The organism is Shewanella colwelliana ATCC 39565 (assembly GCF_000518705.1).
GTDB classification, from domain to species: Bacteria; Pseudomonadota; Gammaproteobacteria; order Enterobacterales; family Shewanellaceae; genus Shewanella; species Shewanella colwelliana.
Genome location: NZ_JAEC01000004.1, coordinates 319,772 through 343,754, shown reverse-complemented (window position 1 = coordinate 343,754; position 23,983 = coordinate 319,772). Strand labels below are relative to the sequence as shown.

20 protein-coding genes and 1 pseudogene are annotated in these 23,983 nt (G+C 46.6%); 18 read left to right on the top strand and 3 right to left on the bottom strand.

The window, feature by feature from the left end; all coding sequences use genetic code 11:
- Positions 1 to 97 precede the first annotated feature (97 nt).
- Positions 98 to 2,074 (top strand): BCCT family transporter, encoded by a 1,977-nt coding sequence (locus L876_RS0101580; RefSeq protein ID WP_028762180.1) that lies wholly within the window; start codon positions 98 to 100, stop codon positions 2,072 to 2,074.
- A gap of 114 nt (positions 2,075 to 2,188) precedes the next feature.
- On the top strand, positions 2,189 to 2,554 hold the full coding sequence (locus L876_RS0101575) for a YajD family HNH nuclease (RefSeq protein WP_028762179.1): 366 nt from the start codon (positions 2,189 to 2,191) through the stop codon (positions 2,552 to 2,554).
- A 4-nt stretch (positions 2,555 to 2,558) separates the two neighbouring features.
- Here the strand turns inward: L876_RS0101575 and L876_RS0101570 are convergent, their stop codons facing one another.
- Positions 2,559 to 2,795 (bottom strand): DUF1289 domain-containing protein, encoded by a 237-nt coding sequence (locus tag L876_RS0101570; RefSeq protein WP_028762178.1) that lies wholly within the window; start codon positions 2,793 to 2,795, stop codon positions 2,559 to 2,561.
- Between the two features lie 183 nt (positions 2,796 to 2,978).
- On the opposite strand from L876_RS0101570, the gene L876_RS0101565 reads away from it, so the two are divergent.
- The 7 genes and pseudogenes from L876_RS0101565 (at position 2,979) to L876_RS20860 (ending at position 11,101) form a co-directional block, all read left to right on the top strand.
- A complete protein-coding gene (locus L876_RS0101565; protein WP_051412837.1) occupies positions 2,979 to 4,175 on the top strand; it encodes a hypothetical protein in 1,197 nt (398 codons plus the stop codon).
- Positions 4,176 to 4,244: 69 nt separating this feature from the next.
- Positions 4,245 to 5,507, top strand: a complete 1,263-nt coding sequence (locus tag L876_RS0101560) for a methyltransferase (protein WP_028762176.1) — start codon at positions 4,245 to 4,247, stop codon at positions 5,505 to 5,507.
- A gap of 227 nt (positions 5,508 to 5,734) precedes the next feature.
- Positions 5,735 to 6,784, top strand: coding sequence for a 3-oxoacyl-ACP synthase III (locus tag L876_RS0101555; RefSeq protein WP_028762175.1), 1,050 nt, complete (start codon positions 5,735 to 5,737; stop codon positions 6,782 to 6,784).
- Positions 6,785 to 6,875: 91 nt separating this feature from the next.
- The gene (locus tag L876_RS0101550) at positions 6,876 to 7,748 is read left to right on the top strand and encodes an alpha/beta fold hydrolase (protein WP_028762174.1); all 873 of its coding nucleotides are present in this window, start codon (positions 6,876 to 6,878) and stop codon (positions 7,746 to 7,748) included.
- Between the two features lie 23 nt (positions 7,749 to 7,771).
- Positions 7,772 to 9,468, top strand: a pseudogene (gene oleC / locus L876_RS20865) (olefin beta-lactone synthetase).
- A 12-nt stretch (positions 9,469 to 9,480) separates the two neighbouring features.
- Positions 9,481 to 10,602 (top strand): 2-alkyl-3-oxoalkanoate reductase, encoded by a 1,122-nt coding sequence (gene oleD, locus L876_RS0101540; protein ID WP_028762173.1) that lies wholly within the window; start codon positions 9,481 to 9,483, stop codon positions 10,600 to 10,602.
- Between the two features lie 52 nt (positions 10,603 to 10,654).
- On the top strand, positions 10,655 to 11,101 hold the full coding sequence (locus tag L876_RS20860; protein ID WP_051412836.1) for a hypothetical protein: 447 nt from the start codon (positions 10,655 to 10,657) through the stop codon (positions 11,099 to 11,101).
- 16 nt (positions 11,102 to 11,117) lie between these two features.
- Here the strand turns inward: L876_RS20860 and L876_RS0101530 are convergent, their stop codons facing one another.
- Positions 11,118 to 11,534: a globin domain-containing protein gene (locus L876_RS0101530; RefSeq protein WP_028762172.1), complete on the bottom strand. Its 417-nt coding sequence runs from the start codon at positions 11,532 to 11,534 to the stop codon at positions 11,118 to 11,120.
- A 254-nt stretch (positions 11,535 to 11,788) separates the two neighbouring features.
- Between L876_RS0101530 and L876_RS0101525 the strand changes: the two genes are divergently transcribed.
- From L876_RS0101525 to L876_RS0101515, 3 genes are all read left to right on the top strand, one after another.
- Positions 11,789 to 15,082 (top strand): nSTAND1 domain-containing NTPase, encoded by a 3,294-nt coding sequence (locus tag L876_RS0101525; RefSeq protein ID WP_028762171.1) that lies wholly within the window; start codon positions 11,789 to 11,791, stop codon positions 15,080 to 15,082.
- The gene (locus L876_RS0101520) at positions 15,082 to 15,447 is read left to right on the top strand and encodes a DP-EP family protein (RefSeq protein WP_028762170.1); all 366 of its coding nucleotides are present in this window, start codon (positions 15,082 to 15,084) and stop codon (positions 15,445 to 15,447) included. Before L876_RS0101525 ends, L876_RS0101520 begins: the two co-directional genes overlap by 1 nt.
- A 313-nt stretch (positions 15,448 to 15,760) precedes the next feature.
- Positions 15,761 to 16,846, top strand: a complete 1,086-nt coding sequence (locus tag L876_RS0101515; protein ID WP_248674435.1) for a sensor domain-containing diguanylate cyclase — start codon at positions 15,761 to 15,763, stop codon at positions 16,844 to 16,846.
- Positions 16,847 to 16,879: 33 nt separating this feature from the next.
- Here L876_RS0101515 and bioA read toward each other — a convergent pair whose 3' ends face one another.
- On the bottom strand, positions 16,880 to 18,214 hold the full coding sequence (bioA, locus tag L876_RS0101510) for an adenosylmethionine--8-amino-7-oxononanoate transaminase (protein ID WP_028762168.1): 1,335 nt from the start codon (positions 18,212 to 18,214) through the stop codon (positions 16,880 to 16,882).
- A 152-nt stretch (positions 18,215 to 18,366) separates the two neighbouring features.
- On the opposite strand from bioA, the gene bioB reads away from it, so the two are divergent.
- The 6 genes from bioB to cctA all read left to right on the top strand — a co-directional run bounded on the left by bioB (position 18,367) and on the right by cctA (position 23,965).
- Positions 18,367 to 19,419 carry a biotin synthase BioB gene (gene bioB / locus L876_RS0101505; protein WP_028762167.1) on the top strand — a complete coding sequence of 351 codons (1,053 nt, stop codon included), beginning with the start codon at positions 18,367 to 18,369 and terminating at the stop codon, positions 19,417 to 19,419.
- A gap of 28 nt (positions 19,420 to 19,447) precedes the next feature.
- A complete protein-coding gene (locus L876_RS0101500; RefSeq protein WP_028762166.1) occupies positions 19,448 to 20,599 on the top strand; it encodes an 8-amino-7-oxononanoate synthase in 1,152 nt (383 codons plus the stop codon).
- 78 nt (positions 20,600 to 20,677) lie between these two features.
- Entirely contained in the window at positions 20,678 to 21,475 is a 798-nt protein-coding gene (locus L876_RS0101495; protein ID WP_028762165.1) for a methyltransferase domain-containing protein, read from the top strand.
- Positions 21,460 to 22,131: a dethiobiotin synthase gene (gene bioD, locus L876_RS0101490; protein ID WP_028762164.1), complete on the top strand. Its 672-nt coding sequence runs from the start codon at positions 21,460 to 21,462 to the stop codon at positions 22,129 to 22,131. Before L876_RS0101495 ends, bioD begins: the two co-directional genes overlap by 16 nt.
- 248 nt (positions 22,132 to 22,379) lie before the next feature.
- Entirely contained in the window at positions 22,380 to 23,243 is an 864-nt protein-coding gene (htpX, locus tag L876_RS0101485; protein WP_028762163.1) for a protease HtpX, read from the top strand.
- Positions 23,244 to 23,614: 371 nt separating this feature from the next.
- Positions 23,615 to 23,965, top strand: coding sequence for a tetraheme c-type cytochrome CctA (cctA, locus tag L876_RS0101480; protein ID WP_028762162.1), 351 nt, complete (start codon positions 23,615 to 23,617; stop codon positions 23,963 to 23,965).
- Positions 23,966 to 23,983: the final 18 nt, after the last annotated feature.

Genomic DNA, 23,983 nt, shown 5'->3' with positions numbered 1-23,983 from the left:
ATTATCCCACCTCAACAATTGAGTGTGGAGAGTGAAGAGCGTCAAGTTGGGCCTAGTCTAATCGTGGACTAGGCCTGTTTTCGTTATGCGAGGCGTTATGGCGATAAAATCGAGTATCAATCCACCGGTTTTCTATTCATCGGTATTTCTTATTTTTTGTATGGTGTTTGTTGGGGCTGTGTGGCCAACGCAAGCACAAGTTATATTTAAGTCCGTTCAACTATGGCTAGAGGTGAAGACTGGCTGGCTATATATCTTAGGTGTTGCAATATTTCTAATATTTATCATTTTTGTGATGATTAGCCGATTTGGTGATATCAAATTGGGTCCTGACCATGCTGAGCCCGATTACAGTTACAAAAGCTGGATTGCCATGCTGTTCTCTGCCGGCATGGGTATAGGCTTAATGTTTTTCGGCGTCGCAGAGCCTGTCATGCACTTCTTGGCCCCGCCTGATGCAACACCTGAAACTATTCAGGCAGCAAAAGACGCAATGAAGATCACTTTCTTCCACTGGGGCATACACGCTTGGGCGATCTATGCTGTCGTAGCCTTAAGCTTGGCGTATTTCTCTTATCGCCATAAATTACCCTTACTTCCTCGAAGTGCATTATTTCCGCTGATTGGCGATCGTATTTATGGGCCAATCGGTCACATTGTTGATACGTTTGCCGTATTAGGCACTATGTTTGGTGTGGCAACGTCATTAGGCTTTGGGGTGCTTCAGGTTAACTCAGGCTTGCATTATCTATTGGGGTTACCTATCTCGACTAGCGTTCAGGTGGTGTTGATTATTTGCATCACCTTAATAGCAACGGTATCTGTATTCTCAGGCCTTGATAAAGGTGTTAAGCGATTAAGTGAATTAAACCTTGGGCTGGCGGTGCTGTTGTTAGTCTTTGTATTGGCTTTCGGTCCCACCGTCGCATTGCTGCAGGCATTCGTGCAGAACACCGGGGCCTATTTAAGTGACATTGTCGGTAAGACCTTTAATTTGTACGCCTACGAGCAGAAAAATGACTGGATTGGTGGCTGGACACTACTTTATTGGGGGTGGTGGATCTCATGGTCACCATTTGTCGGAACGTTTATTGCTCGGGTGTCTCGTGGCCGTACTATTCGCGAGTTTCTGATTGGGGTGTTATTTGTTCCCTCGGCATTTACCTTTTTATGGATGACAGTATTTGGTAATACGGCAATCGACGCAATCATGAACCATGGTGCGGCCTATTTGGCCGATGCGGTGTCATCTGACGTGTCAGTAGCCCTGTTTAAGTTTTTTAAACATATGCCAGCATCGACACTTTTGTCGACGATTGCCCTATGTTTAGTGGTGACCTTTTTTGTCACCTCATCGAATTCAGGCTCATTAGTGATTGATAACCTCACCTCTGGTGGTGATGCCAATGCGCCGGTATGGCAGCGTATTTTTTGGGCGTTGTTGCAAGGGCTCGTGGCGTCGGTGTTGTTAATTGCGGGTGGCCTACAGGCGCTCCAAACGGTCGCTATCGCGAGTGCGATGCCCTTTTTATTGGTGATGATGTTGATGTGTTTTGGTTTGTTTAAAGCATTACAGGATGACTGGTTAAAAGTGAACAGTGTTCAATCCCACAACACCAGCGTCCAATATGCAAAAACGAATGTGAGTTGGGAGGAACGCATTGATGTATTGCTATCACACCCCAGCCATGAACAAGCACAACAGTATTTAGAAGCGGTCGCAGGGCCCGCCTTAGCTAAAGCGGAAATGCGCTTCGTGGAAAAAAATATCCGCGCCCAAGTGCTTGATATTGAAGACCGGGTTCGCTTAATTATTAATGAAGATGAGCAGCATGACTTTGTCTATGGTCTGCGGGTACGTGCTTATACTATTCCAAATCCTATTGAAGCTGAAATAGAAACGGGAGACACCAATTATTTTCGGGTAGAGGTGTTTCTTGAGCATGGTGGACAACATTATGATGTAATGGGGTACACCGAAGAGCAATTGCTAGCTGACGTCGTGACTCAATATGAGCGTTATCTTCATTACCTGCACTTGTCGAGTTCAGAGTATTTAAGGTCCGAAAGTTAGGTATTTCACTGTTAAAAAACGCCCCGTCGCTGAGATTGGGCGTTTTTTGTTTGCGCTGCCAAGCAACTGTTATTATGCTTGCGGGCATTGATGATGTTTTTAGAGAAATTATGTATGTCTGTAAATCAAGGTCAGAGTAAGTTAGATAGAGTGCTTGCAGAGGCTCGTGAGTATAAAGCTAAGCGGGAAACGGGTTATCGTGAACAAGCATTAAAGCTATACCCCTGGGTGTGCGGGCGCTGCACCAGAGAGTTTACGCACTCTAATTTACGTGAGCTGACGGTACATCATCGGGATCATAATCACGACAACAATCCCTCAGATGGTACAAATTGGGAGCTACTTTGTCTCTACTGTCATGATAATGAGCATGCAAAATATGAAGAGCTTATTCAGTATGGTGCGACGACAGAAACCAAAGTGGAGGCGGCCACTTATAACCCTTTTGCTGACTTAAAAGGGATGATGAATAAAAAGTAGTCGTTTAGCTGTTAGCGCCGTTTAGGCGCTTTTCAGCGGCTAACCATTTTGCTCGGCTGATGATCTGGCTATTTTCGCTCTTCGCCACAACCGCTTTGCGCTGTATAGCGTTGTCACAAATTTGCTGTTGTTCCAGTTCACTGGCTTGGCTCCAGCCAACGATCTCATCGATTAATCTAAAACAACCCATACAGATGTCATCATCATTAAGGCCGCAGCGCGCTACACAGGGGGATTGCATCTTTTGTGATACTCTTTCAAAGGTGAAACGGCATTTTACGTTAGCCCCCTGTTTGATTCAATACTGTGTTAAACACAGGTTCACTCCTTTGCGTGATAGAATTTTTTGCCGACAGTTGCTAAAATGCAAATAGTATTTTATTTATTTATTTCAATGGATTGTGAATAAATTTGAGGTGATGTTATGGGGTTGAATCGAAAGCTGGTGTTAACGTTAATGATGTTAGCTGCGTTATCTGGCTGCTCACTGCTTGAGGTTAAATTAGAGAGTGGCATTGAGCCACTGCCTAAGGCGCAGTTAAATATGCGCGTATTTAGCCGAGATTTTAGTCAAACATTTTATAGCGAAGTTGAGCGCAGTGCCGATCAGATTGCACAGTTGACGACAGGGGCAGAGCAAGTGCCTATGTCGTCTGCGGCTATCTCACTTAAGTCCAACACTTTGATGTGGAAAATTAACAGTGAACAAGCATTGCAGCGCACGATTTTTCAAGCATCACCAGTGGCTGCAATGGTGGATACTTGGGTGCTTAATGCGCAGATGACAGAGTATTTCAGTACAGGCGCAGGTAAGGCGCTTTTTGGCCTGCAGCAATCCATTGCTATCGACGCGAGTCAAAGATTGCTGCATAACTTCGAACGCACCATTCAGGGATTTGTTACCCCAGAGGAATTCAAAAAATATCAAGCTTTTATCCAGCAGCATGTAACTGAAAACCCACTGACTGATATCAGTTTTTCTCGACGTTCGGCATTCAACGATTGGTTGGCGTTTAGAAACATTAATGAGTTTGAAGCGGTCACAACATTCGGCACCGTGCCTGAGGTGATGAGTGATATTTCCGATCGCATGGCAATGATTGCAGAGCAGATGCCTAAAATACTCGGCTGGAAAGCTGAACTCTATGCGCTGCACTCAAATATTAATGCCGATGAGATCCAAAAAACACTTTCGAGCATCAGTGATACCTCCGCACGCTTTCAACAGCTTATGGCAGAAAGCCCAGAGCTAATGGCAACACTGGCGGTTGATTTACGTCAAGAGTTGAGCCCGTTGCTGACGCAGTTAAGTGAATCGACTGACGATAAGTTGGCCCAGTTATCTATTGAACGTCAAGCGTTGGAAGTGATGGTTAAAAATGAACGTCTAGCCCTTGAAGATATGGTGGCGCGCGAACGTGTTGCCGCGGCCGCTAATTTAGATGAAATATCTAAAAATACCGTTGAAGTGGTATTTCAGGAGCTAACTAAGACGCTAAAAAGTTTGATTTTGTATTTTGTGTTGTTTCTCACCCTGGTGTTTTTTGCGCCGTTGGGACTCGGGGTTTGGTTAGGTAAACGAATGGCGTTAAAGAAGGCTAATAAGGCTGTGATGAGTTAGCCTTGATGGGGTGAATACGTTTAAACTAGTAGGGCGCTTTTTAGCGCCTTATTTTTTTGGGGTAAAGCAGTGTCTTATAGTGAACAATTTCAACGAATCGATGGCTTACTGATGGCGAGTCGCGCATTGTGGCAGGTTAAAGCATTTGAGTGTATCGATCTGCCTTGGCGAGCGGCGTTCCCCGAGTTAGCTAGACAGGTTTGGGCGATTGAAGATGATTTGCTTGACGATATTGATGCCGACCCACAGCAGTTAATGGTTCACTTACTGCCAGCTCTTCAGCGCGATTTAACTGCGACTAGACAGTGTTGGCCGCTCGATATGCTGACAGCAAAAAAGCCTCAACAACATGATGTTGATGAGCTGCTAGTGCCAGGCTTATCTGCAGCTGAACAGCCCCATTTTAGTGCCCATATTAAAGGGCGTAAATGGCAACAGATTGTGTCATTTTGCAATGGGTTAAAGCATAGCAATACCGAGGTGCTAGAGTGGTGTGCGGGTAAGGGCCATCTAGGGCGCTTAATCGCTAAAGCGCAACATAGAGCGGTCACCAGCATTGAGTGGCAGCAAACCTTGTGTGATAAGGGCACGGCGTTTGCCAAGCAATGGCAGCTCCCACAACGATTTGTCTGCGCCGATGCATTTTCGCCGCAAAGTGGTGCGTTACTCAAAGTCGACCAACAAGCAGTGGCCTTGCATGCCTGCGGTGATCTGCATGTGGCGCTGCTGCAACATGCGGCAAACGTGGGGACAAAAAGTGTGGTGATCTCCCCATGTTGTTACCATCTCATACGCGCAAAGACCTATCAGCCGCTGTCGCAGCAAGCTAAGGCTAGTCAGCTGACTCTCAGTAAGCACGACCTACAACTGCCATTGCAACACAGCACTATTGCTAATGACAAAGCGCGCAGCCTGCGATTGCAAGAGGTGGCTTGGCGACTGGGTTTCGATGCATTGCAGCGCGATGTGACCCAATCAGGCTGCTATTTGCCGATACCGGCGATTAAACAGAGTCAACTCAGTGGCTCTTTTGAGCAGTTTTGTCAATGGGCTGCGGCGCAAAAGCAGCTTGTATTGCCACCAACTTGGTCTGCAAGTCACTATCAGACGATAGGATTGACTCGGCAGCGATTAACCCGCCGTATCGATCTAGTCGCACACTTATTTCGAGCGCACTTGGAGCGCTGGTTGATCCTCGATAGATGTTGCTTTATGCAGGAGTCGGGCTATCAAGTGAGTCTCAGTGAGTTTTGCGCACCGCATATCAGTCCCAGAAATACGTTGATCTCGGCCACTTGTTTAAATAGTGAACGAAATGGTGCGGTTGAGTAAGTAACAAACTGTTTAGAAAGCATTAAAACTTAGTTTGCAAGGTAACCTAAGGGTAAACAGCTTAAGGATTAGATACTGTTTTGTGGCTTTATGTCGAAAAAAGCCGTCATATCGAGGTTTTCTATTGAATCATGAGCGGTTTCTTGCTCAAATGTCGGGTTAACAGTGAATAATAATAATTGTCGGCGCGTTCGGTGCTGACTAATTGAGCGAAATAAAACGGTTTCATGAAATATTCTCGCGTTTTTATAAATAGTCTGGCCTATGAGCTGGCACCTGAAGTGGTTTCCACTTCAGAGTTAGAATCCCGATTAGCCCCTTTGTATCAAAAGTTTAGGATCCCTATGGGGCAACTAGCTGCATTGACGGGTATCCACGAGCGTCGCTGGTGGCCAAAAGGACACCGTCTATCCGATGGCGCCTTGGCGGCCGCACATAAGTCGATAGAAGAGACGGGTATACAAGTGAGTGATCTTGGTGCAGTGGTGTATACCGGTGTTTGTCGAGATCAACATGAGCCAGCAACGGCTTGCCGCATTGCTGCAGAGCTTGGGGTATCTAAGGATACCGCTATCTATGATATCAGTAACGCCTGCCTAGGTGTGTTATCGGGTATATTAGATATTGCCAATCGTATTGAGCTTGGCCAAATTAAGGCTGGTCTTGTGGTCTCTTGTGAATCAGCACGCCATATCGTTGATATCACTATCGACAACATGCTTGCCGAACCCACCATGCAAAATTACGCGCAATCCCTAGCGACGCTGACAGGCGGTTCTGGTGCGGTGGCCGTGTTATTGACTGATGGTAGTTTACCCTTGAAGGGTGAGCGTCAGCATCAACTGCTGGGAGCCAGTCACCTTTCTGCGCCACAACATCATAATTTGTGCCAGTGGGGTCTGCAAGAAGCGGGTCCTCAACTCTATCGCGAGTTTATGCGCACCGATGGCGTGGCACTGCTTAAAGAAGGCGTTGAGCTTGCTCGTCATACTTGGAGCCACTTTTTAACCCAACGTAATTGGTTGGTGGAGCAGGTCGACAAAGTGATCTGTCACCAAGTGGGCGCATCGAATCGTAAACAAGTGTTAAACGCGCTTAATATCCCGCAAGAGAAAGAGTTTCCTACTTATCAGTTGCTAGGCAATATGGGCACGGTTTCACTGCCTGTAACAGCCGCTATGGCCCATGATCAAGGCTTTCTGCGTAAGGGCGATCAGGTCAGCTTTCTCGGTATTGGCAGTGGTTTGAACTGCATGATGTTAGGACTTAAGTGGTAATTCACCACCCTTGTTAATCTCGAACGGATTTTCCCCTCAGTGAGCGCATTAACGGCGCTCATTGAGCATAATAATGTAAATAGGAAAGGTCATGCTGGATACGCTATTTCCCTGTACGCGTCATTTTTTCGATAGAAATGGTCACAAACTGCAATATGTGAACGAAGGTGAGGGTGAGCCTGTTGTCATGGTGCATGGCAACCCAAGTTGGTCTTTCTATTATCGTAATGTGGTGGCGGCATTAAGTGCGACCCACCAGTGTATCGTGCCTGACCATATTGGTTGTGGGTTATCGGATAAACCCGATGATAGCGGTTATGACTACACCTTAAAAAACCGTATTGACGATCTTGAAGCCTTACTGGATCACTTAGATGTTAAGCAAAACATCACCTTAATCGTTCATGATTGGGGCGGTATGATAGGTATGGGGTTTGCGGCGCGTCATCCTGAGCGGATTAAAAAATTAGTGATCCTCAACACGGGGGCATTTCATCTTCCTCAAAGTAAGCCGTTTCCATGGGCATTGTCTATCTGTCGCAATACCTTGTTAGGGACAGCGTTGGTAAGAGGCTTCAACGCGTTCTCATCCATTGCATCCTATGTTGGCGTCAAACGTCAGCCTATGCCTGCTGAAGTGCGTAAAGCTTATGTCGCACCTTTTAACTCGTGGGCTAATCGCATCTCAACGCTGCGATTTGTACAGGATATCCCGCTTAAACCGGGAGACAGAAATTATCAACTGGTATCGGATATCGCCGACAGTTTGGCACAGTTTAAAAACGTGCCTATGATGATCTGCTGGGGATTACAAGATTTTGTGTTTGATAAACATTTTCTTGATGAGTGGAAGTTACGTTTTCCGCAGGCACAAGTGCATGAGTTTGCAGATTGTGGACACTATATTCTTGAGGATGCCAGCGAGGAAGTGGTCGGTCATATTAAACAATTCATGACCCAATAACATAATGGCGAGGTTGACGCTCCATGTCTGATTATCACATCAAGGGCGCCAATCTTTGTCGCCACCTTAAATCTGCTGCGCTCAATAGTCCTGACAAGCTGGCTGTTGCAGTGCAGCAGGCTAAAGGGCTGCCGCTGTTACAAAAAAAACTGACTTATCAAGAACTCTCCTTTGCCGAGCTGGATAGGCAAAGTGATGTATTGGCACAAGCGCTCAATGGATATGGTATCCATCGTGGTATGAAAGCCGTGTTGATGGTCACACCCAGTATTGAGTTTTTTGCACTCACTTTTGCGCTATTCAAAGCGGGAATCATTCCTATCCTAGTTGACCCAGGTATGGGCGTTAACAACCTTAAACAGTGTTTCGAAGAAGCGGCGCCAGATGCCTTTATTGGTATTCCTAAGGCCCATCTTGCAAGACGTTTATTTGGCTGGGGCAAGGCGTCGGTTAAAAAGTTACTGACAGTGAATGGCAATGCTTTTTGGGGCGGTGTAAATCTCACTGAGTTAGTGGCTCAACATACTGCGCACGCAACCTATGATATGGCGGAGTTAGACCCGGATGAGATGTGCGCGATTTTGTTTACCAGCGGTAGCACCGGCACACCTAAAGGTGTGGTGTATTCCCACCGCATGTTTGAAGCGCAGATCCAAGCATTACGCCATGATTATCAGATAAAAGATGGCGAACGTGATCTCGCTACTTTTCCGCTGTTTTCACTCTTTGGTCCAGCATTAGGCATGGCATCAATCGTACCAGATATGGACGCCAGTAAGCCTATTACCGCTAACCCCGATCACATCTTTGCGGCGGTTGAGAAGTACCAGTGCACCAATATGTTTGTTAACCCTGCATTGATCGAGCGGTTAGGTCAAGCAGGCACTATGGCCAATAGTGTGCACTCGTTGCCCAGCTTACAGCGGGTTATCTCGGCAGGAGCACCTGCAACCATTCCATCGATTCAGCGCTTTAGCCGAATGTTGGCCGATGGGGTTGATGTACTTAACTCCTACGGTGCCACTGAATCTCTACCTTTGAGTAAAATAGCGAGTGAAGAGCTGTTCAGTACCACGGCCGTGACCGACAACGGTGGTGGGATCTGTGTTGGGCGCGCCATCGATGGTGTTGATATTGCGGTGATAGCTATTACTGAGCAGGTGATCACCGAGTGGGATGATGCGCTAAGGCTCCCTGAGGGCGAAATTGGCGAGATTGTCGTTAAAGGGCCAATGGTCAGCCGCAGTTATTACCATAGAGACGGGGCAACCAAGCAGGCTAAAGTGCCGGGTAAGGGGGGGGTATTTATCACCGTATGGGCGACTTAGGTTATCTGGATCCGCAGGGCCGTTTATGGATGTGTGGCCGTAAGGCGCATCGTGTTGATGCTCAAATAAACACTCGGAAGCAGCGATACTTCTCTATACCTTGCGAGTGGATATTTAACACCCATCCCATTATTAAGCGGTCTGCACTCGTGGGAATAACCGTTAAAGGTCAGCCCACTCCGCTGGTGTGTATTGAGCTTAAACAGGGAGTGAACTGCAATGAAAGCGCCAAACTATACGCCGAATTAACGGCACTGGCCGAGCGTTACCCTCAAACGCAGGGGATTAGTCGTTTTCTTATTCATCCGGATTTTCCGGTAGATATTCGCCATAACGCTAAGATTTTTAGAGAAAAGCTCGCTGTATGGGCACAGAAAACCCATAAAGAATAGGAGTTTAAGATAATGACAACGACATCGCCAACAGTGTCACCGCTATCGGATAATCTAGATGATGCATTATTGCAATTTCACCCTTTAGAACGGCAAGCTCTGGCCACCTTGGCAAGCCAGGTATCGAGAGTGTTTGTGACCGGTGCAGGCGGGTTTTTGGGTAAAGCTATCTGCCAACGTCTGGTCGCTGCGGGTATTGCCGTAACGGGCTTTGCTCGGGGAGATTATCCTCAACTTAGGGCGATGGGCGTTGATATGGTATCCGGCGATATTGCCGATGCAAGTGCAGTGAAGGCGGCGATGACAGGCTGCGATCTGGTGTTTCATGTAGCCTCCAAAGCCGGTGTTTGGGGCAGTAAAGCCAGTTATTATTTGCCCAATGTTGACGGCTGTCGTCACATTATTGATGGCTGTAAAGCCCATCACATTGCTTCGTTGGTGTATACCAGTACCCCAAGTGTCACCTTTGCTGGTGAAGACGAAGCGGGCATTGATGAAAGTGCTCCTTATGCCTCTCATTATCTGAACTATTATGGTGAATCCAAAGCGATAGCAGAGCAGATGGTGGTAGCCGCTAATGGTAACACCTTAGCCAATGAGGCCAGGCTGAAAACGGTTTCTTTGCGCCCACATCTTATTTGGGGGCCTGAAGACCCGCATCTGGTACCCAGAGTGATTGAGCGTGCTAAAGCGAAACGTTTAAAGCTCGTCGGCAGTGAAGATAAGTTAGTCGATACCATTTATGTCGGTAACGCCGCCTACGCCCATATTTTAGCGGCGCTGTCTTTGTTACAAGAGAACAGCTTGGCGGCAGGTAAGTGTTATTTTTTGAGTAACGACCAACCAATCACTATGGCTGAAATGCTTAACAAAATCTTGGCCTGTGCGTCGCTGCCGCCTGTGAGTAAAAGAGTGCCGTCAAATCTTGCCTATGGTGTAGGCGCACTGCTTGAGCATGTCTATCGACTATTGGGTAAGTCGAATGAACCCATTATGACGCGCTTTGTCGCTAAACAGCTTTCAACCTGTCATTATTTCGATATTTCGGCGGCAAAACAGGATTTAGGTTATCAACCCATAGTGTCAATTGATGAAGGGATGCAAGCGCTAGCCGGTTGGCTTGCCGCTCACTAAGCCCTATATTAGGGGCTGGGTCTTGTTGAGAGCAAGGTTACGGAGAACGACTATGCGTTTTTACTACTCATCAATTTTACTCCTGTCAGTACTGACAGTACTGACGGTGTCTAGTGCTATAGCACACGGGCGTGTTGAGACGCTTGATGGGGCATGGTCGCTGCAGTCGGGTAAATATTTAGATGAAAATCAACAGTGGGTGGATTACCAAAGCCGCGGGTTAACTGCGATTAAAGTGATTGCAGGGGAGTATTTTAGCTTTACGACTATGCAGCAAAGTGAAGCTGCCGCGCCCACCTTCTGGGCTGCGGCAAGTGGTCGCCTTGTCTATGATGGCACGACATATACTGAATACCCAACGCTTAACTCATTCGACGCATCAGCATCATTTACCTTTGAGTATCAGTTAGAAGTGCTCGAAAATGGTCAAATAGCGTGGCATACCAAGCGTATTGAGAATGGTGAGCTGAAAGAGCTTGAGGTGTGGTTAAAGCGTTAGTCGATTACCGCTTTCGTTATTCGGTTTCTAAACCACGGATCATCACAGCGGCAATACAGTCGTAATAGTGGGACCAAGCTTGCTCTATCTCCTCGTTACACTGCTGCTTAAGTGTATATTGGATTGACAATAGTAAGGCATTTTTTACCACTTTAAACTGGCCGATATTGACCCCAAAATTTCGGTGTATTCTACCAAGTTGCAATAAAGATTCTTCTATTGTTTCAAAATCATTAACTTTATCCACTGCAGTGGCAATAATTTCATTAAAGTGCTGCTCAAACACATTACGTTCATTGACGAACATAGGGCGAATCAAGGGGGCTAGCTCGAACAGGCAATCATAGAAGATGGCCGCAAAGTTGCTGGTCGCTGACGTGATCTGGGTGTAAGACTGTTTGATCAGTTGTTTTTCATTGTTGGTCAGGCTCATATCTCTCCTCAATCCTTGTGAGACGGTAACAATCAGTTACTCGTGGAATTATAGACCTACTTCCATGTTTTTATTAAATATATGCATTAGCAATACTGCAACCACGTATTGAATCAGTTAAGCTAGCATGATTTAGTATGATAATGATACTCATCATTGACTTGCGCCACACGCGAACATAAGGTCACAGTGGTGCTTAATGACGCAGCCAATCGTGGCGGTTTAAGGGGTAATGTTGGCTAGGCAAACATTCAATGGATGAAACTTATTTCTTTTTTGGTGAATGGCAGATAACGCCATCGGCTAATTCATTGCGGCGTGGCGATATCCTTAAGCAGCTCGAGCCTAAGGCGATGGATGTGCTGCAGCTTCTGTGTCGTCACGATGGTGAAGTGCTCAGTAGCGATGAGATTGTTAGTCAGTGTTGGCCCGCATCTGAGGTGGGCGACAATCCCCTACATAAGATCATCAACCAACTACGCCGTGCCTTTGGCGATAACGCCACCAATCCCAGTTATATCGAAACCATCCGTAAGCGCGGTTATCGTACTTTAGCCAAAGTCACGTTTCCCGTTGGCACAGAACAAGCCGTCAGCGAGCAGAGCTGGCATGCTGGTTCGCCTTTTCCAGGGCTACAAGCTTATGGTCCTGAGCATGCAGCCGTATTTTTTGGTCGTAGCGATCAGGTAACGACCTTGCTAGACCGTATAGCGCAGCAGATCCAGTTTGGGCGCGGGTTTTGTCTGGTACTGGGGCCTAGTGGTAGCGGTAAATCATCTTTAGTTAACGCAGGCATCATGCCCAATTTGATGGCCCAACAGGGCTACAATGGTCTGAAGGCAGTCTCTTACGCTTGTTTTGATTTAGCTGATGCTTCAAGTGAACAACTGCTGCTCAGTCTTGCCAGTGTTATGCTTGACTGGGAACTGGCCGATACCCCGGTATTTGATGGACTCAGCAGTGACACTTTAGCGCAGTTATTGCGCTCAAATCCGCAATCTGTTGTTGATTGTTGCCAGGCTGCACTAAGGGAAAATGCTGATCACTTATCGGTTTTGGCCCTGTTTATTGACAGGTTAGAGGTGCTGCTATCGTCACCACTATTTACGGAGGTTGAAAGGCACCTGTTTATTGAGTTAATTGAACTGTTTGCCAGTTCCGGCTGTGTATTGGTTATTAGTGCTTGCCGTAACGACTTTTATCCTCTGCTGGTGGAATACCCCAGCTTAATGGCGGGTAAATCTCGAGGTGCACATTTTGACTTGGCGCCACCGAGTCGCCATGAGTTGTTGCAGATGGTGCGTTTACCTGCCATTGCGGCAAATCTAAATTGGGAGTTTGACCCTCTTAGCGCCACGCCGCTGGATGAGCTGTTATGTGCCGAGGCGGCGGGTAATCCGGACACCTTGCCCATGTTGCAATATATGCTGCAAGCCTTGTATTTACAGCGTAGTGACGATGACCAGTTAAAAGCTAGTGTTTATCATCAGTTAGGCGGGATTGAAGGGGCCATTGGGAAAAATGCCGAAGAGGCGATAGCAGCGCTGAACCCTAAGCAACAAGCATGCTTACCCAAAGTGTTATCCCTATTGGTGACTTTAAGAGAAGATGAAAAGTCGATCACCAGTCGCAGCGCGCGCTGGGCGGAGCTCGCCAATGAGTCGGAGAAACGTTTAGTACAGGCGATGGTCGACAGTCGTTTATTTGTCTCTCACCTTCAACATGGTGAGGCCTGTTTTAGTATTGCGCATGAAGCGTTATTGCGCTGCTGGCCGCGTGTCACCGCATGGATAGAGGCCCATCATGACAGCCTTAGCATTAAAAGCCGTTTGTTCCACCTGTCCCAGCGCTGGTTAAGCGAAGATAAACAAAGCGCCTATTTATTGGCGGATGGCAAGCCACTTCATGAGGCCGATGCATTGCGGCTCAACCCCTTTTTTAGTTTAGATCAACGAGAGCTTGAGTTTATTGCCGCTTCCAAGCGTCGTGCGGCAATTCGGCGTTGGACGGGCAGAGTCACGATTGCACTACTGTGCAGTTTGACGTTTATATCGATTTTAATGAGCGTCAAAAGCTTTAATGCTGAGCAAGAGGCAACACAGAAGCGGCTTGCCGCAGAAAATTTACTGGGTTTTATGGTGGGTGATTTTGCCGATAAACTGCGCAGTATTGGCCGAATGGACTTGCTCGACGGGATCAGTAACAAGGCGTTAGAGTATTTTGCTGGGGCATCATTGCTTGAAACTGATAGTCATCTTAGTTTCGAAGCAAAATTTCAGCATGCACAAACATTAGAAGCGATAGGTGAAGTAGCCTATTCAAGGGATAATATTACCGAGGCGACAGAAGCGCTATTAGCAGCACGAGACAGTTTGCTAAAACTATTACGAGTTGATGACAGCAATCTTGAGCTATTAAAAACCCTAGGTGCCAATAGCTTTTGGCTTGGACAGATACAATACGACGCTAAAAATTGGCAGGCGGCTGAGCCTTATTTTCAAGCTTATCGTGCCTATAGCGACACCATGTTGTTAAAGGCACCGCAAGATCAAGAAGCCTTAATGGAGCTATCGTATGCCTTGAACTCTTTGGGGTCGATAGCGATGAACCTCAAACAGTTCAGTATAGCCAGACAACATTTTGAGCGCTCTTTGGTATTAAAACAGCAAGCTGTTGCTAAAAATCCGTCTAATATCTCTTTACTTGCCGATGTTGCCGATACCCGCTCTTGGCTTGCTAGTGCGGCATTGTCAAATGGCGAGTTGCAGCTCAGCATTAACGAGCATCAGTCTATTCAAGCTGAGTTTGCCAGCATGCCGTTAGAGATTAAAACAGATGCCTACCTGGCGGAAATCTTAGCCTTGAGTTATCACAGTATCTCCTTACAGTATCAATATCGTGGTCATTATCATCTTGCTTGGAATAGTGCGGTTGAGAGCCATGAGCTGATTCAAACGCTGTTAGGCGTTGATGCTGAAAACCAAGTTTGGGCTAGACGTATGTTTATGATAAAACTGCATTTACTTGGTTTAAAACTCGATTATCCTCAGAGTGATGAGTTAGACCTGTTTAATGTAGAGCAACTGATTGAACAGATGGCTAGCGCTGAACAGTCTTTCTCTGACGGTATAAAAACCCAGCGACTTCGCTACGGATTTTATGCTTTTCTAGTTAGGTACGCTTTGAAAAGTAATGATATTGAAGCGTCTAAGCGCTGGTTAGCCAAAGCGAAACACATTAGTTTTCAATTATTAGGTAGCGATGCTGATGAGGCTGAGTACAAGCTTTCTGCTGCAAGGGTTGAGTTATTGGCAGCGTCGATTGCTTTGGCTGAAAACCCGTTCTCAGATGTTACAGTTGCCTGCATGGCAGCGAAGGCCTATTTATCGGATATCGTTGAAGTTGATAAAGATCCAAAATATGTTGTGGCCTATGTGGATGCACTAAGATGTCTAGAACAATTAGATGACGATAAAGAGATTAGTGACTTGATCGTTAATGAAAGAATCGTTGAAACAATGTTTGTCCAACCAAAGGGAAGTGAATAATGTCTAGTGAAAAAATAACCGTTACTGTCGATGTAAAAGAGGGGCCTGCTGGTCCAGTATTTTCGTTTGACGTAAACCCGGTGATTGTAAAAACAAATGTGGCTAAGATAACGTATAAAATTAATGACGAACAAAACTTAGGTTATCTATTTGCGGGCGCGGTATTTCCAAAGAAAGACCAGTCTCCAGCGTCAGTGCTTGCCGATATCAGTTCTTTTAAAGTTAAGGCTGCTGGTAGCTTACTTGTGTTAAAAGATGTCAATGTTGTTAATGGAACTATCGGGTTAAAATTATTGCTTGCTGATGCTGCAGGTAATATATATGAGACGCAGGATCCGCAAGTTAAGAATGACCCAACCGATTAGGTATGTACGCTATATGTCGCTGTGGCTTGAAACGATTTTCGAGCCATTTTTAACTATCACAAAGCCGTTTTTTTTCTGTGCTGCAGGGACTGTAAACGGCTAAACCTTGATTTTCCTTTCTCTTATTTTTCATTTCTACCTATATCCCGTTGGATAAATAATATTTAATATCAAAGGCATACGCGGGAAGGTTGCCAGAAGGTTGTTTGCTGATTTTTTGTTTAATCTGTTAGTCATCGGAGTAACACCACTTAACTAGTTGGGGTGTTGCTCTCAGTTACTGACTACGAATACTGGCAAGAGGGAACGCAAAATGTCATCAGCATCAGTGAAAAAAGTGGTTGTCGACACCATGAACCAGGACCTGGCAAAACGACTTGAGCGCATGGGAATATCCCAGGATATTACCTGCAGCCAGCCACCAAAAGATAACCTCGACAGAGCAAAAAAACAGTTAGATTTCGCTGATGAGCTTATTGCTGGAACGGTAAAAAATGACTTTCTGAACGCCCTTGGTACGGTTATCAACTACATGTCAGAAGCGATTTTTGTGGTCAATGGCAACGGTGTATTTGAGATGATAAATCCGTTGGCCGCGCAGCTATTTGGTGCCCCACGCGAAGCGCTGATTGGCCAGCAATGGTGTGATTTCCTCGGCCATCAACATAAAGATGAGTATCTGTCACTGTTCGTTAGTTGGAAAAAGTGTCACGAACTGCCCAGCAATCATGGTCCAAAAGAGGTGGTGATTCATCGCGCCGACAGCTTATTACTTGATGTGGACTTATCCCTCTCTTGTTTACCTGCCAGCCAAACAGGCAGCGAAAACCTATTCATAGGGGTGATGCACAACCTCACCACCCATAAAGCCGAATACCATGAACTGAAACGCCAAGCCCGTACGGACAGACTGACTGGACTGGCAAACCGCCATGAGTTTGATGAAATGCTCCAAACAAGTTGGAATGACAGCATTAATGGACATCAACCGCTCAGTTTAGTGATAATCGATGTGGACTATTTTAAGTTGTTCAATGATAGATATGGTCACGTCAATGGCGATCGTTGCTTGCAAAAAATAGCGCAGGTGGTTGAGAAGGCGCTACCCAGTAGGCAATGCTTGGCAGCGCGTTATGGGGGAGAGGAATTTGCGTTGATCTTACCTAACTGCAACGCCAGAACTGCAGAGCTGACGGCTAAACGAGTGCAAGCCGCCATCAATCAGCTCTCTTTTACCGATTTGGGCTTGCATCCTTCAGTGCGGGTGAGCGTGAGCCAAGGAATCGCCGTCGAAGTCTTAGGGCAATATCGTACCCCGACTGCTTTAGTATGCGCCGCTGACACGGCGCTTTATCGAGCAAAGTCTGATGGTCGCAATCGGATTAATTTGAGCCTATAACATTAACTCAAAAGATGTGGGTGGTTAAATGGGTTAGCCATGACTAATAAACTGGGTGTCAGTTTTAGCAGTAGTTTGCTGACCAACAGATTTAGCCACCGTTTTCATTGCCTGGGTGAGTGTTGTTAATTGACTCTGGCTGATGCAGTAGGGCGGCATGATGTAGATTAAATTGGAAAATGGACGGATCCATACCCCTAGATCGACAAATTGCTGCTGAAGTGCGGCGGTATTCAACTGTCTATTCATCTCAATTACGCCGACCGCGCCTAATACTCGTACATCCTTGACGCCGTCAAAGTGGCTGGCCTCGGCAAGCTCCTGGCACATCTGGGTTTCGATTTGCGACACCTGGGCTTGCCACTCATTATTTGCAATCAGCGATAGGCTAGCACTGGCCGCAGCGCAGGCTAACGGGTTGCCCATGAAAGTGGGGCCATGCATAAACACACCAGATGGTGAGTCACTAATGCCTTGGGCGACTTCGTCACTACACAAGGTTGCCGCCAGCGAAATATAACCGCCTGTGAGCGCTTTACCTACACAAAGGATGTCGGCTTCAATATCGGCATGCTCATAGGCAAACAGTTTACCTGTGCGGCCAAATCCTGTGGCAATTTCATCTAAGATCAGTAGCACATTGAACTCATCACATAATGCCCGCAATGCTTTAAGATAATCAGCGCTGTAAAAACGCATTCCCCCAGCACCTTGCATAATTGGCTCTATGATCACGGCGGCGACGGACTCATGCTGGTTGGTTAACATCAGATGCATGGCGGTCAGATCATCGGCTAGTAGCGTTGCACCAAAAGGGGTTTGCGGCGCATCGACAAACAGCTGTTGGGTAACAGCATTGCCAAACATTGTGTGCATACCGCCCTCGGGATCACACACACTCATGGCGGCAAACGTGTCACCGTGATAGCCATTTTTAACTGTTAATATGCGCTGTTTTTTGGGTTGCTGACGCCCCTGCCAGTATTGCAGTGCCATCTTCATGGCAACTTCGACCGCGATGGAGCCAGAATCGGCCAAAAACACTTTAGTTAAGTTATCACTGGTCATGGCTACCAGTTGCTTACTCACCTCAATAGCGCTGTGATGGGTGATGCCGCCAAACATGACGTGACTTAAGGTGTGGAGTTGTGCGTTCATGGCGGCAAGGATCTGCGGGTGTCCGTAGCCATGGACACAGGCCCACCAAGAACTGGTACCATCGATCAGCGCTTTACCATTGTCTAACACTAACTCGCAACCGTTAGCTGCTACCACCCCAAATGTTGGTAGGGCGTGAGTCATAGAAGTATAAGGGTGCCATATATGTTGCTGATCGAAGTCGTAGTCAATGGTGGGGTATGAAGACATAATGGTTTCCTTGGTTAAAAATTAACCGTTAGTAAACTTGGTAAACTGGTTGGCGTTGACAGATTAAGACCTAACGGTATGCTAATCAACATAAATGTCGTGGTTAAACCCAGTGCCGCGGTAATAATAGATTAGAGTAAGGGCTGGTATCAATGTCTCAAGTTCAACTTCGCCATGATTGGCAGCGCGATGAAATAGAAGCGCTTTTTTCACTTCCTATGAACGATCTATTGTTCAAGGCCCATAGCATACATCGTGAAAACTTCGATCCCAATGAGATTCAGATAAGCCGACTTTTGTCGATTAAAACGGGTGCATGCCCAGAAGATTGCAAATATTGTCCGCAAAGTGCTCGCTATGATACCGGGCTTGAGAAAGAACGTCTGATAGAAATTGATAAGGTACTAACCGAAGCACGTGCCGCGAAAGCCGCCGGCGCATCACGTTTTTGTATGGGAGCCGCTTGGCGTAATCCTCATCAAAGAGATATGCCATACCTTAAAGATATGGTGAGTGAAGTGAAGGCGATGGGGATGGAAACGTGCATGACACTCGGCATGCTTTCTCCTTCGCAAGCGAGTGAACTGGCTGATGCGGGCTTGGATTATTACAACCACAACCTTGATACTTCTCCTGAGTATTATGGCGACATTATTACCACGCGTACCTACCAAGAGCGGCTTGATACCCTATCAAATGTTCGTGCCGCAGGCATGAAAGTCTGTTCTGGGGGCATTGTTGGTATGGGCGAGCAGGCAACGGATAGAGCTGGATTGTTGCAACAGCTTGCCAACATGGAAAAGCACCCAGATTCAGTACCGATCAATATGTTGGTGAAGGTTGCCGGAACACCATTTGAAAACTTGGATGATCTTGATCCGCTTGAGTTTGTCCGCACCATCGCCGTTGCGCGTATTGTTATGCCTTTATCGCGGGTGCGTTTGTCAGCAGGGCGCGAGAAGATGAGTGATGAATTGCAGTCGATGTGTTTCTTTGCTGGCGCTAACTCTATTTTTTATGGCTGCAAGTTGCTTACGACTAGTAACCCTGAAGAAAATGACGATATGGCTTTACTTAAACGCCTAGGACTGCACCCTGAACAGGGGAAGGCTGCTATGGTGGAAGATGATAAAGCCGTGTTTGCTAAAGCACAGGCACTAAAAGACAAACAGAGTCAGGCATTTTATGATGCGGGCGCACTGTAAATGAGCCTTGCGCGGGTGAGTCTCTAGTATGACAGGGCTGTCGGCGAAAATTGCTCAGGCAAAAGTCGCGGCGCAAGCTGCGGGGCTATTACGGGCTCGGGTACAACTGACACAAACGGCAAGCTCCCCTAACCAGTTTTCCTGTGAGGCGCAGCATTACCTTAACTTCAGTAGCAATGATTATTTGGGCTTGAGTGTGTCGCCTCAATTGATCGATGCGTTGGTTGAAGGCGCAAGACGCTATGGTGTTGGCAGCGGCGCCTCGCCATTAGTGACGGGGTACGGCGATGCCCATGCAGAGCTAGAATCTAGCCTTTGCAAGGCGACAGGTCATGAGGCAGCCTTGCTATTTTGCTCTGGCTTTAGCGCCAATAGTGCGTTAATGAAAACCTTGTTTGGCACGGGTGATACGGTAGTTGCGGATAAGCTGATCCATGCGTCGTTAATTGATGGTCTGCGTGAAAGTGGTGCTACCTTAAGGCGATTTTCACACAATGATCTACTAGCTGCGCAGCGGCTAATTAAGGCTCATCAGCCATTGGCGCTGGTCACTGAAAGTGTGTTCAGTATGGATGGTGACGTTGCGCCACTCTCACAGCTCTATAAAACCTGTACGCAGCAGGGGAGCTGGCTGATAGTCGATGATGCGCACGGTTTTGGTGTTTTAAGTGCACAACAGCAAGCCAATGCCCATAATTGCGACATTCAAGTGGTGACTTTCGGTAAAGCCCTTGGTGGCCAGGGTGCGGCGATATTAGGTTCTCGTGCTTGTATCGATTTTCTCGTTGCCAATGCGCGCGATTATATCTATTCGACGGCTTTGTCGCCGAGTGCGGCTTACGCTGTCAATTGTGCGGTGTCATTGGCGATTGAAACTGGTGAGCTGCAGCAGAAGTTAACTGATAATATTGCGTATTTTAAAGCGCTATGTCTGCAATCAGGCGTGGCGATAACTGATTCTAACACGCCGATCCAACCGATTATCGTTGGCAAGCTGGAGTCGTTACAGCGGGTGTTCGAATACCTTAAGCAAGCTGGGATCTGGGTTGGCGCGATTCGTCCGCCCACAGTACCTAAAGGCAGTGCTCGTTTGCGCATCACCCTTAACGTTAACCATAGCCATTCGCAGATCGACATGTTAGTCAGTTGTTTAGCTAGCGCCCTTAGTTCAGAGCGCTGATTCAATTTTGTGCAGCCTCTCCAGGTCTTTGTCCAAAACCTAGTATTGAGAATTACATATTTATAGGAACCTGAAGTAGTGAAAACAGGGTCACAAGCATCGTTTTATGGTAAACAGTCGACTATTGCGCAATGTTTCTCTCTCGCGGCGAGTGACTATCAACGCCATGATGTGGTGCAGCGCAGTACAGCAAAACACTTGTTTAACTCAATTAATGCCAGTGGTCGTTTGCTCGACTTGGGCTGTGGGCCTGGGACTGATTTTTCAGCACTATCGGGTGTCAGTGATGTTGTAGCGGTCGATATTGCACCGGGCATGCTTAATCAGTTAGGAATCACGCAACCAGAGCAAATACCACTATGTGCCGATGCACAGGCGCTGCCTTTAAAAAATGATAGCGTGGCGCTGGTGTATTCAAACTTGGCGTTGCAGTGGTGTGAAGACCTACAAAGTGCCGTGGCTGAAATAGAGAGAGTGCTGCAGCCTAATGGCGAGTGCCATTTAGCTATTGTTGGTCATGGCAGTCTCGATGAGCTAAAACAGTTAGGTTTACGGGTAAATGATTTTAATCATTTAGATAGGATTAATGCCTGCTTTGATGCCCAGCAATGGCAACAGTTAACTATTGTTTGTCAAGAGTTTACGGTTTATTTTGACGAGTTAAAGCCTTTGCTTTATTCGATAAAAGGGGTGGGCGCATCGGTAAGGGCAACGACAGATAATGCATCACAGCAGGCGCGACTTCGAGGTCGGCAAGATTGGCAACAGCTTACTTCGCGCGCTGAAGCGATTCGTCAGCCACAGGGCTTACCATTGACCTATCAGATCATGATTGTACGCGGAAAATTAATAGGTGAACCATGCGCTATTTTGTAACCGGAACCGATACCGATTGTGGCAAAACTTTTGTGAGTTCGGCGCTGCTGCATGCGGCGCAAGCAAGAGGCTCGACGTTGGGATTAAAGCCAATTGCCTCGGGTTGCGAGGTGACGCCAGAGGGGCTGAGAAATACCGATGCTTTATCATTAATAGCTCAGTCCAGCGTGAAGTTGGATTACTCACAAGTAAATCCATTTTCGTTTGAACCCGCTATCGCGCCTCACATTGCGGCTAAACACCTTGGCATAGGTTTGAGTGTCGATGCAATTTGCCAGCATTTAGAGACGTTACCTCTTAGCAGTGCCGATCTGATGCTGGTAGAAGGTGCGGGGGGCTGGCGTCTGCCATTGGGGGGGGGCGAGTTTTTATCTCAGGCGGTTAAGCAATTATCTATGCCAGTGATTTTAGTGGTGGGTGTAAAGTTGGGCTGTTTAAATCATGCGGTGTTAACCCAAGAGGCGATATTGGCCGATGGTTTAACCTTGGCAGGTTGGGTAGCTAATGTTACAGATCCCAACATGGCTTATCTACAAGAAAACCTGACAACATTAACCGAGTTAATGGCATCACCCTGCCTAGGTGTTGTTCCTTATCTGCCGAGTCGAAACGTGGCAACGGCTGCTGGCTATTGTGATATCGATGCGTTGTCTTAGTCGTTCTTCGTCTATTTGTTTGTTAATTAACTAAGTTTAATGGCCTATCTTATTAACTTACGGCTTATTTAAGATTGGCTTAAGCATCGACTTCTAGACTGCGTGACTTGGATTAATTCCGTGATTTGCACTGAAATTAATCAGTGATGGATTTATTTTTACGTTTACCCCTTGAGATTTGAATTTTCGGACATATTATGTCGTTATAGGGTTAAATTGGCACAATAGTGTGTCTTATAGGAGCTTACATGAAGCGTATTTTTTTATTGATTGCGACGAATATGGCGATTTTGCTAGTTGCGTCAATCGTGATGTCAATTTTAGGGGTTAATACCTCAACGATGGGCGGCTTGTTAGTCTTTGCAGCTATCTTTGGTTTCGGTGGTGCATTTATCAGTTTGGCTATCTCTAAGTGGATGGCTAAAAAGACCATGGGATGCGAAGTGATCACCACTCCACGTGATGACACAGAGCGTTGGTTGTTAGAAACAGTTGCACGCCAGGCTGAGCAAGCTGGCATTAAAATGCCAGAAGTTGCTATTTACCAATCGCCAGAGCTTAATGCGTTTGCAACGGGACCGAGTAAAGACAATTCGTTGGTAGCCGTAAGTAGTGGTTTGTTATACGGCATGACTCAAGATGAGATTGAAGGGGTGCTTGCCCACGAAGTGAGTCATGTTGCTAACGGTGACATGGTGACCTTGACCCTAATTCAAGGTGTGGTAAACACTTTTGTTATCTTCGCAGCGCGTGTTGTTGCCGGGATCATCAATAACTTTGTCGCCAGTAACGACGAAGAGGGTGAAGGCCTAGGAATGTTCGCCTATATGGCAGTGGTTTTTGTCCTGGATATGTTGTTTGGTATTTTGGCATCGATGATTGTGGCTTACTTCTCTCGTATTCGTGAATTCAAGGCTGACGAGGGCGGCGCTAAGCTTGCTGGCAAACAAAAAATGATTGCAGCGTTAGATCGTTTACGCCAAGGCCCAGAAACAGGGGCTATGCCTGCGCAAATGGCAGCGTTTGGTATCAATGGCAAGAAGTCGATGGCAGAACTCATGATGAGTCACCCGCCACTTGAAAAACGTATTGCGGCGCTAAAAGCAAAATAATCAATCACAATATTGGTTATCAAACGGGAGCTTCGGCTCCCGTTTGTCGTTTTAAAACACTAAGGTTTTCTGCCTATGGTTAGATTGCTGAATTAATGCAGGGGGGGATGATGACCGCAGACAATAGATGTTCAATTGCATGGTAGGGCTGTGACAAAACTCACGTATAACCTTGGTTTAGTGGTGTAAGTCATAGATATTTGATTAAGCGCACGTTTTGTCGATAACGGAATTGTTACGATTGCGCCGACATAAAAGTTGCCAATCAGCCAATCCTTAGCTATTTTAAGCCTAGTTGTGCAAATTGGATGACGGCTAGATGGGACCATATAAAACTAACCCACAATGCCAAATATAAAGAGGATATTATCGTGAGCAAGAAAATTTTAAGTGCGTTATTTGGTGCTGGTCTAGCGGCGTTAGCCTTGTCTCCAGTAGCGATGGCTGAGCCACAAGAACTTGCTGAAATGCATGCTGAGATGGATGGTTGTGAAGCATGTCATGCTGACGGCGAACCTTCAGCAGACGGTGCTCATGAGTTTGAGCAGTGCCAAAGCTGTCATGGTACGCTAGCTGAAATGGATGCGGTGCATCAGCCACATGATGGCAACCTTATGTGTGCAGATTGCCATGCGCCACATGACTCTAATGTTGGTGATAAACCAGCTTGTGACAGTTGCCATGATGATGGCCGTACTGCAGAGTCAGTATTAAATAAGTAATCTCAATAAGAGATTGAA